The sequence below is a fragment of the Nitratireductor sp. B36 genome (genome assembly GCF_020833685.1).
Classification (GTDB): Bacteria; Pseudomonadota; Alphaproteobacteria; order Rhizobiales; family Rhizobiaceae; genus Nitratireductor.
In genome coordinates this window covers 263,166-275,412 of the sequence record NZ_JACKZY010000001.1, presented here as the reverse complement: position 1 = coordinate 275,412, position 12,247 = coordinate 263,166, and the positions used below count along the sequence as shown (strand labels likewise).

The following is a 12,247-nucleotide window of genomic DNA, read 5'->3' as shown; positions in this document are numbered from 1 at the left end:
TACAATAGGATGATCGTGGGGTCTCTAATCGGTTTTTGCCGGCAGGAAAAGGGGCTATAGGTACCGCTGATGCCACGATCAGTTGAATTTGATGCGTGCGGCCACCGAAAGATTGTCGCCTCCGCGTGACAAAATAATGGCTTCGCCTTCCCGCGCCGATGCACCGATCAAGGCTTCGATGACTTCGAGGTGGGTGATTAGAAACAGGTTTCCCGAGCCAGTATAGCTGTTGATTCGATCCAGTATTTCCGCCTTCTTCTGTTCCATTTCGCTGTCGTCTACGGGCAGATCGAGCGCGGGGAAGACCTCCACCAGTTGCGAGCCGAACGCCTGGGTCGCGGTATCGCGGGTGCGGCAGTAGCGGCTGGCAAGAACCTTTTCCACCGGCGCAGCGCGCGCCTCGACCAAAGCGCCAATGCGTCGCGCCTGCAGGCGGCCACGCTCGGAAAGGTTGCGTTGGGTGCCGCATTTCTCGAGGTCGAAATTGGCCGGATCGCCGCTACCGGGTGCAATGGCGTGCCGCATCACAACAACCTGCCCACCATTGCGCAACAACGCCCAGCCGGCCTCTGTTGCCTGCGCCGGAAAGGTGGCGAATAGAAAAATGACGGCAACAACCAAGCGAAGCATAGGGCAATCCTCAAATCAATGCTCCTAGCATATAGGCACCGGGACCGGAGTTGAAACCCGCCTCTCGCCCCAAAGCCGCCTCATCCGCTGAGTGGATTTGTCTGACGGATGGTTTCCCTTGGCAACCATTGCGGCTAAACACTCTGCATGTCTCCGCTCGTTGAAACCGTTTCCTTCGTTTTTGGACTTGTTGCATTCGGCTATGTGGCCGGTTGGACCGGGCTGCTGAAGCCGCAGACAGGCGATGCCCTGAGCGAATTCGCCGTGACCATCGCCGTGCCGCTTCTGCTTTTCCGCACCATGGCGGGGGCCGTGTTCGGCGGCAGCCTGCCATGGGCCCTGTGGATCACCTATTTTACCGCTGTCGCTGTTGCCTGGGTGGTGGGGCATTTTACGATTGTTCACCTGTTCGGCCGCGATGCGCGTGCCGGCGTGGTGGCGGGCCTGTCCACGAGTTTTTCGAACCTTGTCCTGCTCGGCATCCCCTTCATGCTCGGCGTGTTTGGACAGGAGGGGTTCGAGATCCTGTCGCTGATCGTGTCGATCCATCTGCCGATCATGATGGGAATGTCGATTCTCTTGTTTGCTCTGGTCGGACGTAAGGGCGGCAGTGCGCTTTCAATCATCCGCGAGTTTCTCACGCGGCTTTTCTCCAGCCCGCTGATCATCGGTATCATTGCGGGCCTGCTCTGGCGTTACTCGGGGCTCGAGATGCCGGCTCTGGGCGGCCGGTTTGTCGACGCCCTTGCCAATGTCGCCGGACCTGTCGCGCTTTTCGCCATGGGGCTCGGATTGCGCCGCTTTGGCATTTCGGGCGATGTGCGCCCGGCAATCGTGATCGCAGCGTTGAAACTTTTCCTGATGCCTGCCGTTGCCCTTGGGGTGGCGCTGGTGATCGGTCTGCCGGTGTTCAGCGCACAGATCGCGATCGTCGCGGCCGGTCTGCCTTCCGGGGTCAATCCTTATCTGATTGCATCACGCTTCGGCACGGGACAGGCGCTGGCTTCCAACGCGATGACCATCGCCACAGCCTTGGCGGTGCTCTCGACCGCGTTCTGGCTATCGGTGCTTCACTGGATCTATCAATGAGGCCGGGTAGCCCTTAGCGACGAGATCCGGCGGGCGCTACGGTGCCGCGAACATACAGGAGAAGACGCAGATGCTTCAGAAGACCAGCCATTTCATGCGCCAGGCGAATTTCATAGATGGAGCCTGGGTCAACGCGGATTCAGGGCAAACCATCGATGTGGTCAATCCGGCCAGCGGCCAGACGATCGGCACTGTGCCAAAGGCAGGCACGGCCGAAACCCGCCGCGCCATCGAGGCCGCCGAAGCCGCTTTTCATTCGTGGAAAAAGACTTCCGCCGACCATCGTGCCAAGCTTCTGCGCAAGCTGCATGACGCGATCATGGACAATCAGGACGCACTCGCCGAACTTCTGGTCATGGAGCAGGGCAAGTCGTTTGCCGAGGCGAAGGGCGAGGTCGGGATGTCGGCTGCCTATATCCTCTGGTATGCTGAAGAAGGACGCCGGGTCTATGGCGACGTGGTGCCTTCGCCCTGGGCCGACCGGCGCATCCTGGTGACCAAGGAACCGGTCGGCGTCATCGGTGCGATCACACCGTGGAACTTTCCCTCCTCCATGCTGGCGCGCAAACTCGGCCCGGCGCTTGCCTCCGGCTGCACTGCAGTGGCCAAACCGGCTTCGCAGACCCCGTATTCCGGGCTCGCCTGGGGTGTGTTGTGCGAAGAGGTGGGGTTTCCAAAAGGTGTGGTGAACATCGTCACCGGCGCGGCATCCGAAATCGGCGATGAACTTTGCCAGAACCCGCTTGTACGCAAGATCACGTTTACCGGCTCCACCGAGGTGGGAAAGACGCTGATCGAAAAGACTGCGGGCACGGTGAAGAAAGTGTCCATGGAACTGGGCGGAAACGCACCTTTCCTCGTTTTCGACGACGCGGATATCGACCGCGCTGTCGAAGGGGCGATTGCAGCTAAGTACCGCAATTCCGGCCAGACCTGCGTCTGCACAAACCGGTTCTTCGTGCAGGCGGGTGTCTATGAGGCGTTTGTCGAAAAACTTTCGGCCGCCGCCGAGAGGCTCAAAGTGGGGCCCGGCCTCGAGGAAGGAACCCAGCAGGGCCCGTTGATCGATGAGAAGGCGGTCGAGAAGGTTGAAGAGCTGATCGCCGACGCCACGAGCAAGGGTGGCAAGCTGGCTGCCGGCGGGTCGCGCCATGCGCTGGGAGGTACTTTCTTTCAGCCGACTGTCATCTCCAATGCCACGCCGGACATGCGCTTCATGAAGGAGGAGATTTTCGGCCCCGTGGCGCCGGTGTTCCGGTTTGAGACGGAAGAAGAGGCCGTCAAACTCGCCAATGACACCGTGTTCGGCCTTGCCTGTTATTTCTACACCGGCGATCTGGGACGGGCCTTCCGCGTTATGGAAGGGTTGAAATACGGCTTGGTCGGGGTAAACGAGGGCATTATCACCACGGTCGAAGCGCCGTTTGGTGGTCTCAAGGAATCGGGCCTCGGCAAGGAAGGCGGACACCAGGGCATCGAAGATTATCTCGATACAAAATATGTCTGCATCGGCGGATTGGGTTTATAACCTTTTTGGACCTATAGTCCTTTACGAAGTCCGAAATGAAAAACCGGCATGGACGTGCCGGTTTTTTCTTGGCTTTTTCGGAGTGCGACAGAGTCCCTATGGCACGGGTAGGTGGCTGCGGGTTAAGTAGTGCACTTGACGAGTCGGAGGGACCAGATGCCGCTTCAACATAAAACCGGATCGAGGCGCTTCGTGCTTGCGAGTGCCGGGCTTTTAATGGCGGTTGTCGCGATTTATGCGGCTTACAGACTCTTCACACCTCCTGCCCCCGAAATCGATGTGGCCTATAACACAGTGAGCAGGGATGGCATTTATCAGGTCATGTTCGAGACGGAAGCACAGCCCATCCCCCTCAATGAAACCCATGATTGGGTGGTGACGATCACCACGCCTGACGGCACGCCGGTCACCGACGCCTCCCTGTCCATCGACGGCGGTATGCCGGCCCATGGCCACGGCCTGCCGACCGAACCGCAGATGGCGGAAAATCTGGGAGATGGGCAGTACCGGGTGGAAGGACTACGCTTCAACATGGGCGGGCACTGGGAAATCCGCATCGGGATCTCGGCCGATCCGGGGCTCGATGAGGCGGTCTTCAATCTGGATCTGTGATATGAGGACGGCGCGCGGCCATGCTGCAATCGGCGCGCTGTGCGGTTTTCTTGCGTTGTCCGCCTGTGATTCCGGTGCACTGAGCGAGGACGAGAGGGCAAAGATCGCGTCTCTTTCCATCGATGCGCTGGGGCCTCTTCCGCCTTCACCAGGAAATCGGTATGCGGACGACCCGCAGGCTGCAGACTTCGGCCGACTGCTCTTTTTCGATGAAGGGCTCAGCGGGACTGGAAACATCTCGTGTGCCACATGTCATGTTCCCGATCAGCAGTTTCAGGATGCCCGTCCGCGTGGTTTGGGAGCGGATGAAACCGACCGGCGCACCATGCCTCTGGCGGGGGCTGCGTGGAATATCTGGCAATTCTGGGACGGCAGGCGCGACAGCCTCTGGGCGCAGGCGCTCACCCCCCTGGAGGACCAGCGCGAACACGCTGGCAACCGCGCCGCCTATGCCCGTTATGTGGCGGAAACCTATGCGGATACGTATTCGGAAATATTCGGGGCGCTTCCCGATATCTCTGAAATTCCGGAAAACGCCAGCCCGTTTGGTTCGGAGACCGAGCGCGCGCAGTGGTCTGCAATGGAGCTGGAGGAACAGGAACCGGTCAACCGGGTGTTTGCCAATATCGGCAAGGCGATTGAGGCCTTCGAACGCACACTGATACCCACCGAAACCCGCTTTGACCGTTTTGCGAGGGCCATTGCGGCGGGGAAGGAGCCGACAGGGGACGCAGCCTTCAGCGATCTGGAGCTTGAGGGGCTGCGGCTCTTCATCGGCAAGGCAAATTGTCTTGAATGCCACAACGGCCCGCGTTTCACGGACGACCACTTTCACAATACGGGTGTCCCGCCTGTCGCAGGGTTGCCGGAGGATCTGGGTCGGGCGGTGGGCATCGCCGCAGTGCAAGCCGACCCGTTCAACTGTCTGGGGCGCTACAGCGACGCGGGGCCGGATGCGTGCGATGCTCTGCGTTTCATGAAACGCGACGCGGCCGCGATGGAGCGCGCGTACAAGACACCCTCGCTGCGTGGTGTGGCAGGCCGACCGCCCTATATGCATGCCGGGCAGATCGCTACGCTCGAGGCGGTGATCGACCACTACAGCAGCGCACCCGCCGCGGCCTCGGGGCAGAGCGAAATTCGCGGCGTGGTGTTCACGGACCGCGGGCGGCAGGCGCTGATTGCCTTCCTCAATACACTGGACGCGACGCCCGCTAGCGATCCTTGACCGTTTCCATGGTCACGAAGGTCGAGGTGCGGGCGACGTGGGGCAGGGCGGAGATGCGCTCGCCCAGCACCTTGCGATAGCTCGAAATATCGCGCGTCCGCACCTTGAGCAGATAGTCGAAGCCGGCCGCCGTCATATGACACTGCTCGATCTCAGGTACGGCAAGAACCGCCTTGTTGAAGGCAGCGAGTGCTGATGAACGGGTGTCCTCCAACTCCACCTGGACAAAGGCAATATGGCCTTCGCCGATGCGCGCGCGATCGATAATCGCCGAGTACCCACGAATATAGCCCTCCTTTTCCAGACGGCGCAGCCGCGCCTGAACCGGTGTTTTGGAGAGCCCCACCCGGCGCGCGAGCTCGGAGATCGAGAGCCGGCCGTCCTTGGTCAGGGCATCGAGAATGTTTCGATCGATGCGGTCAACGCGTTCTGTTGTCATATAGAATGTGGCTCTCTGGACATCAAAATTTGCAAAAAGATAGTCCAATTGATCTGAAATGAGCAAGACATTAGGTCGAGCGGCCAGATTCCCTATGTTATGATGGCTTCGCTGCGGCGGCAGGAGCGCCGGGAGCACCAATCCACTATCGAGGACATCATGCAGAAGAATGCGCCGCATAACCTTCGGGAAGAAATCAGGGCTCACTACCTGGTCGATGAAGCGGAGGCGCTGCAGCGGCTGGTCGCTTTGGCAGATCTGACTTGGGAAGACAGAGGCCGGATATCTGCCAACGCAGCCGAATTGGTGCGGGCGGTGCGCGCCTCGAGCGACATGCACATGATGGAGGCCTTTCTCTCCGAATACGGTCTCTCGACGCAGGAAGGCGTGGCGCTGATGTGCCTCGCCGAGGCGCTGCTGCGCGTACCGGACGCAGAGACGATGGACGATTTGATCCGCGACAAGATTGCGCCGCATGACTGGTCCGCACATTCGGGCGAATCCGCTTCGATCTTCGTCAACGCATCCACCTGGGCGCTGATGCTCACGGGGCGTGTTCTGGACGACGAGGGCGATGGTGTGGAAGCGATCCTGCGCGGGCTGGTGCGCCGCATGGGCGAACCCGTGATCCGCACCGCCGTATCGCGCGCCATGCGTGAGATGGGCGAGCAGTTCGTGCTTGGCCGCACCATCGAGGAAGCGATGAAACGCGGCCGCTCCATGGTGGAAAAGGGATACACCTATTCCTATGACATGCTGGGCGAGGCAGCCCGCACCGAAGCGGACGCGCTGCGCTACCACAAGGCCTATTCGGATGCCATCGCGGCGCTGAAGCGCCACTCAAACCGGGAAGACATTCGCGAGAATCCGGGCATTTCTGTCAAGCTTTCCGCTCTTCATCCCCGCTATGAAGCAACGCAGAAGGCGCAGATGCTCCCGGTGATGATCGAGCGCCTGAAGAGCCTCGCTTTGGCAGCCCGCGAAGCGCGCATGGGCCTCAATATCGACGCAGAGGAGGCGGACCGCCTCGACCTTTCGCTCGACGTGATCGAAGCGGTTCTGGCGGATGAAGAGCTTGCTGGCTGGGACGGGTTCGGTGTGGTGGTGCAGGCATATGGTCCCCGAGCGCCATTCGTGCTCGATTGGCTCTACGAGCTTGCAGAGCGACTTGACCGGCGCATCATGGTGCGCCTTGTGAAGGGTGCTTACTGGGATACGGAAATCAAGCGCGCCCAGGTGATGGGGCTCGAGGGTTTCCCCGTCTTCACCCGCAAGGTCAACACGGATGTGAGCTACATTGCCTGCGCACGCAAACTGCTTGGGATGACGGATCGCATCTACCCGCAATTTGCAACGCACAACGCCCATACGGCGGCAGCCATTCTGGCCATGGCGCCCGACAAGTCGCTTTTTGAATTTCAGCGCCTGCACGGCATGGGCGAAGCGCTGCACGAGACCGTGCGCAAACGGGAAGGAACGCGCTGCCGCATCTATGCGCCGGTGGGCGCGCATCAGGATCTGCTTGCCTATCTGGTGCGGCGGCTTCTGGAGAACGGCGCGAATTCTTCTTTCGTGCACCAGATCGTGGATGAGGATGTGAGCGCGGAAGAAATTGCCGCCGATCCGTTTGCTTCCGTGGAAGAGGCGGCAAGTGCAGCCAATCCGGCCATCGAGCGCCCGTCGGAAATTTTCGGGCCGACAAGAAAAAACGCCAGAGGCTGGGATATCACGGACCCCTTGACCATGCGCGAGCTTGATGCTGCTCGGGCGCCGTTTGCGGCCCCGCATCAATGGGAAGCGCGCTCCATCACCCCTGCCAAGGGAGAGGGAAAAACGCGTAAAGTGGCGAATCCGGCGCGGCTTTCCGAGACTGTGGGCAAGGTGCGCGATGCCTCGCAGGAACAGGCAACCGAGGCGGTGACCGTTGCACTGCGGGCGCAGGCCGGCTGGGCACAAACGCCGGTCTCTGAACGCGGTAGAATTTTGCGTGATGTGGCCGATTTGTACGAAAAGCATGCGGCGGAATTCTTTGCGCTCGCCACGCGCGAGGCCGGGAAGTCGCTTGCCGACGGCATCGCGGAGGTGCGGGAGGCGGTGGATTTTCTGCGCTATTACGCCCGCGAGGCGGCACAGGTGGAGAAAGACACGCAGGCTCGTGGTGTTATCGTCTGCATTTCGCCGTGGAATTTCCCGCTCGCCATCTTCACCGGCCAGATCGCGGCGGCGCTCGTGACGGGCAATTCGGTCATTGCCAAGCCGGCCGAACAGACATCACTGATCGCGGCCCGCGCCGTTGCAATGATGCATGAGGCGGGCGTGCCGGCCGAGGTGCTGCAACTTCTCATCGGCGATGGTCCGACGGTGGGTGGCCCCCTGACCGCAGATCCGCGCATTGCCGGCGTATGTTTCACCGGTTCGACGGAGGTTGCGCGGCTGATCGAGCGGCAGCTTGCTGACAATGCTGGTCCTGAGGCCATGCTGATCGCGGAGACCGGCGGGCTTAACGCGATGATCGTCGATTCCACCGCGCTGCCCGAGCAGGCAGTGCGCGACATAGTCGCCTCCGCCTTCCAGAGTGCCGGTCAGCGCTGCTCGGCCCTGCGCATGCTTTATGTCCAGAAGGACGTGGAACAAAGGGTCCTCGAGATGCTGAAGGGCGCCATGCAGGCGCTCAGCATCGGCGATCCGTGGGAGGTTTCGACCGATGTCGGCCCGGTAATCGATGATGAAGCCTGCGAGACGATCGACTCTTATGCACAACTGATGTCAGACAAGGGGCGTCTCATTGCAGCGCTCGATGTGCCGGCCGGCGGGCGCTTCGTCGCTCCTTGTGCCTTCAAAGTGTCGGGCATCCAGGAACTGGAGCGTGAAGTCTTCGGGCCGATCCTGCATGTGGCGACCTTCGAAGCGGATGACATCGACAGGGTTATTTCTGATGTCAACGCAAAGGGGTATGGCCTGACATTTGGGCTTCACACGCGCATTGACGCACGCGCCCAGCATGTGATCGACCGTGTGCATGCTGGAAATATCTATGTGAACCGAAATCAGATCGGCGCCGTCGTTGGTTCGCAGCCCTTTGGCGGCGAGGGGCTTTCGGGAACGGGTCCCAAGGCCGGTGGCCCGCACTATCTGCGTCGCTTCCGGCGCGGCGCGGAGATTGCACAGGCAAAGCCCTCAGGGGCCACGCTGGACACCGATACTGTGAACCGTCTCTTCCCGGCGATAGACAGAAAATGGACAGCACGAGCGGACAGGTTGCCGGTCCTGCGCAAGTTGCTGCGCGGCAAGGCACAGGTGGCAATGGCGGCCGCTGCGGCACTGGATCAGGGGCCGCTTGATCTGCCGGGGCCGACCGGCGAGGCCAACACGCTGATGCTGACGCCACGAGGGCGCGCGCTCTGTCTCGGTGCAGACGAAGAGGTTCTGCTGGCGCAGGTCGTGCAGGCACTGTCGACCGGAAACACAGTGCTTGCTGTGCACCCGGAAGCAAGACGCATTCTCAAGCCGCTGCTGGGGCAGGGGCTTCCGCTGGAGGCCGCTGACGGCACGATTTCTCCCGAAGACCTGACGGTTCTTTCCGTCGGTGTGGTGGCTGCCAATGGCGACGCTGAATGGCTCAAGACCCTGCGCCGGGCGCTCGCCGCGCGGGAAGGGGCGATTGTCCCGTTGATCGTGGAACCGATCTACCCGGCAGCCTATGCACACGAACGCGCAATCTGTGTCGACACGACGGCAGCCGGTGGCAATGCGAGCCTTTTGGCTTCGGTATAGGCTGAAAACTCACCGCGCAGCCCGGCGGCTGCGCGGCCCCTGTGGGATCAACGGCGAAACGCCAATGGCACAGTGAAGCCCCAGCTTGAGCGGCCCGCTTCATTCGGTATCCGGGGGAAGGGAGCTGCGCGGCGCACCGTGTCGAGGGCGGCCTGATCAAGGATGCTCGAGCCGGAACTGCGGACAATGCGAATGCCGCTCACCGAGCCATTCTGCGCCACGGTGAAGCGCACACGCACCTCACCCTTCAGTCGCTGGCGTTTTGCCTCGCTGGGATAGCGCAGGGAACGGCGCAGCTTCGAGACCACCTTTCCAGGATAGTTGGAGACACGCGCATTGCCGCTCTGCGAAGCTCGCGCTACCTGTCGTCCCTTGGAAGCCTTACCAGTGTTCTGCTTTCCCGACGCTGTTCCGCGGCGCGCATCCTGAGTGTCGCGCCCCTTCGAGCCGGCGCTACGCTTTTTGGGCGGTGCCGTTTTGGCTTTGGGTGCCTGCTTCCTCTCGACCTTTGGTTTCGGAGGCGGTGTGTAGGCAGGGCGTGGCGTGGGGATCGGTGCTTCCGACAAAGCTGCAACGACCTGCGCGTTCTCAACCGGTTCAACAGTTTCCGCCGCATCGACCTCTGTTGCTTCAACAACGGGTTGCTCGGCTTCAACGACCTCGGGTGATGCCTGGTCGACGACGGTTTCGACCGTCGCATCCGGAACCACCTCGCTTGCCTTTTCGGGCTGAACCGGCTCTGTCTCCGGGTGCGTTTCCGGCAGGACTTCCTCGGTGGTCTCACCGGCGGCGGCCATGTCGGCGAAGGCATTGCCAGCAATCGCAATCTCCGTGGTGCCGCCGCCGGCGATTTCCACATGCGTCGATCGCTGCATCACATAGGCGGCAGCCCCAGCATGCAGGCTTAACGAGACGGCCAGTGCCGCAGCCCATTTCAACGCCCGTCTGGTCATTCTGCCGCACGTTCCGTGATGATGCTGATCTTGCTTGCACCGGCGGCTTTGAGGGCACCGACGATATCAACGAGTTTGGCGGCCGGCAGGTCACGGTCGGCTGCAACCTTGATTTCGAGCTGCTTTGCAGCGTCTTCACCAAGGGTCTCTGCACGCGCGAGCATGAAGCCCTGCGCATCTGTTGCCGACCCGCGCAGGCGCATCTCGCCCTCTTCGGTGACGAACAGCGCATTCGGCGGTTCCGACGGATTGGCCTCGATGGTGGAGATCAGACTGACATCATTGTCGAGTGGCGGGGTCAGCGTGCCGGCAACGAGGAAGAAGATCAGCATCAGGAAGACGATGTTGATCAGGGCGATGGTGCTTTCCCTTTGGCGGGGCTGCGTGGGACGGGCAAGGCGGAGCATGGGAATTACCTCGCGACGGAAAGGTTGAGTTCGGTGTTTCGGCGAATGGCCTCCACCGCCTCAACGAGCTGTTGGGATGTAAGCTCGCCGCGCACCAGGAGAACGGCGGTCTCTGCGCCGGCGTCCTTCAGGCGCGCGAGCTCGGCGATTGCCGCTTCTTCGGTCAGAGCCTGACCGTTGATGCGCCAACCAGCCGGATCATCAATGCGGATCAGTACGTCCGGCGGCTTGCCGCCGGCGGAGGTGGAAGCCGGTCCACCGGAAATCTCGACCCTGGCGAAGCGGGTGAAGGTCGAGGTCAGCATGAAGAAGAGCAGCAGGAGGAAAATCACATCGATCAGCGATGTGAGCGACAGGGGCTTCCTCCTTCTGACTGCAGCCGCGTCAATGCGCATAGCTCTCACCTGTCACAAGCCGTGGCGCGCCGGACTCCGACGACATTGCCTGTTCTTCCGCTTTCTCGATTGAGGCGTGGGACAGAACGGTTGCCGTCATGGTTTCTATGGCAACACGCTCGTTCTCGATGCGGGTCTCGAACCAGGTAAGAAGAAGCGAAACGGGCATGGCGACGGCCAAGCCGCAGGCCGTGGTCAAGAGTGCCACCCAGATGCCTCCCGCCAGCAGCGACGGATCCACCGAGTTCCCAGCCTCCTGAAGTTTCTGAAAGGCTTCGATCATACCCAGAACGGTGCCGAACAGACCCAGAAGCGGTGCGACCTGGGCAATGGCGTCCAGCGCGCGAAACCCCCGTTGCAGATCATGCAGACGACCAAGCGCCAGACGGCTGATTTCGTCTTCGATCGCGCCCTTGTCAGCCTTCGCAGCAGCAAGCCGCATGGTGGTCGCAAGGGTTTCCTCAAGCGGTGAGCGGGCATTGGCAAGCATGGCACGCGCGTCCGCCTGATTATGATGAAACCAGGCATGGAGCGCGCGATTGGAACGCCCGTGCCGTCCGACCCGTTCGCGTTGAAACTGCATGAATTTCAGAAGGATCAGAGCCACGGCGAAGACCGACAGCACAAGCAGGATTGCAACGACCGGGCCCCCGAGCTGAAGAAAGGAACCTATGGAAGAAATGACGCCGTCGAACATTGTGGCATTCCTGTCGGGTTTGATTTCTGGAGTTTACTTGCCGAAAGTGACTGAGCCGCGGCTGGTGGCTTCCAGCCGCCCGATACAGTCTCCAGGCTCGATTCCATCGCCCTCGCAGGCCGAGGCATCATTGATGAGAACGCGACCGATCTCATCGCAATCGGCTTCAGCGAGATCGAAACGGCGCACCTTGGTTTTCTCATTGGGCAGGTCCTGAAAATCGAGGACCAGAAGCCGGTCAACGAGCCCTTCCTTGGTGAAAAGGGCAATCTCATAGGCTGCCTTGGCAATATCCTTGCCCATCGCATTCTCGACCACGAATGCGATGCGGCAGCCCTTGTCGCTTTTCTGAAGAGCATTAAGCTCGAGCTTGATCGAACGGGTGGCCGTTTCCTGCGCTGCACCTGGCAAGGTCAATAGCAGGGTGCCAGCCATCGTCGCCAGAACACGGGCGACGATGGGCACAGAGATCAGAAGCGATAATCGAGACGGCAT

General features: G+C 61.0%; 12 protein-coding genes. 5 read left to right on the top strand and 7 right to left on the bottom strand.

From position 1 onward, the window contains the following. Window positions 1-78 precede the first annotated feature (78 nt). Window positions 79-630 carry a histidine phosphatase family protein gene (locus H7H48_RS01345; RefSeq protein ID WP_229447033.1) on the bottom strand — a complete coding sequence of 184 codons (552 nt, stop codon included), beginning with the start codon at window positions 628-630 and terminating at the stop codon, window positions 79-81. Between the two features lie 147 nt (window positions 631-777). Here H7H48_RS01345 and H7H48_RS01340 point away from each other — a divergent pair, with 147 nt between their 5' ends. The 4 genes from H7H48_RS01340 to H7H48_RS01325 all read left to right on the top strand — a co-directional run bounded on the left by H7H48_RS01340 (window position 778) and on the right by H7H48_RS01325 (window position 5,087). Next, on the top strand, window positions 778-1,719 hold the full coding sequence (locus H7H48_RS01340; protein ID WP_229447032.1) for an AEC family transporter: 942 nt from the start codon (window positions 778-780) through the stop codon (window positions 1,717-1,719). 70 nt (window positions 1,720-1,789) lie between these two features. Continuing rightward, the gene (locus H7H48_RS01335) at window positions 1,790-3,247 is read left to right on the top strand and encodes an NAD-dependent succinate-semialdehyde dehydrogenase (protein WP_229447031.1); all 1,458 of its coding nucleotides are present in this window, start codon (window positions 1,790-1,792) and stop codon (window positions 3,245-3,247) included. 156 nt (window positions 3,248-3,403) lie between these two features. Then, window positions 3,404-3,859 carry a FixH family protein gene (locus H7H48_RS01330; protein ID WP_229447030.1) on the top strand — a complete coding sequence of 152 codons (456 nt, stop codon included), beginning with the start codon at window positions 3,404-3,406 and terminating at the stop codon, window positions 3,857-3,859. 1 nt (window position 3,860) lies between these two features. Beyond that, window positions 3,861-5,087 carry a cytochrome-c peroxidase gene (locus tag H7H48_RS01325; RefSeq protein WP_229447029.1) on the top strand — a complete coding sequence of 409 codons (1,227 nt, stop codon included), beginning with the start codon at window positions 3,861-3,863 and terminating at the stop codon, window positions 5,085-5,087. Here H7H48_RS01325 and H7H48_RS01320 read toward each other — a convergent pair. Beyond that, window positions 5,074-5,526 carry an Lrp/AsnC family transcriptional regulator gene (locus tag H7H48_RS01320; protein ID WP_223020527.1) on the bottom strand — a complete coding sequence of 151 codons (453 nt, stop codon included), beginning with the start codon at window positions 5,524-5,526 and terminating at the stop codon, window positions 5,074-5,076. The genes H7H48_RS01325 and H7H48_RS01320 overlap by 14 nt on opposite strands. A gap of 159 nt (window positions 5,527-5,685) precedes the next feature. On the opposite strand from H7H48_RS01320, the gene putA reads away from it, so the two are divergent. Continuing rightward, entirely contained in the window at window positions 5,686-9,300 is a 3,615-nt protein-coding gene (gene putA, locus H7H48_RS01315) for a bifunctional proline dehydrogenase/L-glutamate gamma-semialdehyde dehydrogenase PutA (protein ID WP_229448053.1), read from the top strand. A gap of 47 nt (window positions 9,301-9,347) precedes the next feature. Here the strand turns inward: putA and H7H48_RS01310 are convergent, their stop codons facing one another. Genes H7H48_RS01310 through H7H48_RS01290 form a run of 5 tightly spaced genes read right to left on the bottom strand, consistent with a single transcriptional unit; the run spans window position 9,348 to window position 12,247 of the window. Further along, on the bottom strand, window positions 9,348-10,253 hold the full coding sequence (locus H7H48_RS01310) for an energy transducer TonB (protein WP_229447028.1): 906 nt from the start codon (window positions 10,251-10,253) through the stop codon (window positions 9,348-9,350). Next, window positions 10,250-10,660 (bottom strand): biopolymer transporter ExbD, encoded by a 411-nt coding sequence (locus tag H7H48_RS01305; protein ID WP_229447027.1) that lies wholly within the window; start codon window positions 10,658-10,660, stop codon window positions 10,250-10,252. The genes H7H48_RS01310 and H7H48_RS01305 overlap by 4 nt, the downstream gene beginning before the upstream one ends. 5 nt (window positions 10,661-10,665) lie before the next feature. Next, window positions 10,666-11,055 (bottom strand): biopolymer transporter ExbD, encoded by a 390-nt coding sequence (locus H7H48_RS01300; protein ID WP_229447026.1) that lies wholly within the window; start codon window positions 11,053-11,055, stop codon window positions 10,666-10,668. After that, window positions 11,045-11,752 carry a MotA/TolQ/ExbB proton channel family protein gene (locus tag H7H48_RS01295; RefSeq protein ID WP_229447025.1) on the bottom strand — a complete coding sequence of 236 codons (708 nt, stop codon included), beginning with the start codon at window positions 11,750-11,752 and terminating at the stop codon, window positions 11,045-11,047. Before H7H48_RS01295 ends, H7H48_RS01300 begins: the two co-directional genes overlap by 11 nt. Window positions 11,753-11,785: 33 nt before the next feature. Then, on the bottom strand, window positions 11,786-12,247 hold the full coding sequence (locus H7H48_RS01290) for a hypothetical protein (RefSeq protein WP_229447024.1): 462 nt from the start codon (window positions 12,245-12,247) through the stop codon (window positions 11,786-11,788).

What these genes read in the sequence shown, in the direction of transcription:
- H7H48_RS01320 (WP_223020527.1), bottom strand. Translation starts at nt 5,526, where the DNA reads ATGACAACAGAACGCGTTGACCGCATCGATCGAAACATTCTCGATGCC.
- H7H48_RS01330 (WP_229447030.1), top strand. Translation starts at nt 3,404, where the DNA reads ATGCCGCTTCAACATAAAACCGGATCGAGGCGCTTCGTGCTTGCGAGT.
- putA (WP_229448053.1), top strand. Translation starts at nt 5,686, where the DNA reads ATGCAGAAGAATGCGCCGCATAACCTTCGGGAAGAAATCAGGGCTCAC.
- H7H48_RS01335 (WP_229447031.1), top strand. Translation starts at nt 1,790, where the DNA reads ATGCTTCAGAAGACCAGCCATTTCATGCGCCAGGCGAATTTCATAGAT.
- H7H48_RS01345 (WP_229447033.1), bottom strand. Translation starts at nt 630, where the DNA reads ATGCTTCGCTTGGTTGTTGCCGTCATTTTTCTATTCGCCACCTTTCCG.
- H7H48_RS01325 (WP_229447029.1), top strand. Translation starts at nt 3,861, where the DNA reads ATGAGGACGGCGCGCGGCCATGCTGCAATCGGCGCGCTGTGCGGTTTT.
- H7H48_RS01310 (WP_229447028.1), bottom strand. Translation starts at nt 10,253, where the DNA reads ATGACCAGACGGGCGTTGAAATGGGCTGCGGCACTGGCCGTCTCGTTA.
- H7H48_RS01340 (WP_229447032.1), top strand. Translation starts at nt 778, where the DNA reads ATGTCTCCGCTCGTTGAAACCGTTTCCTTCGTTTTTGGACTTGTTGCA.
- H7H48_RS01295 (WP_229447025.1), bottom strand. Translation starts at nt 11,752, where the DNA reads ATGTTCGACGGCGTCATTTCTTCCATAGGTTCCTTTCTTCAGCTCGGG.
- H7H48_RS01290 (WP_229447024.1), bottom strand. Translation starts at nt 12,247, where the DNA reads ATGCCGTCTCGATTATCGCTTCTGATCTCTGTGCCCATCGTCGCCCGT.
- H7H48_RS01305 (WP_229447027.1), bottom strand. Translation starts at nt 10,660, where the DNA reads ATGCTCCGCCTTGCCCGTCCCACGCAGCCCCGCCAAAGGGAAAGCACC.
- H7H48_RS01300 (WP_229447026.1), bottom strand. Translation starts at nt 11,055, where the DNA reads ATGCGCATTGACGCGGCTGCAGTCAGAAGGAGGAAGCCCCTGTCGCTC.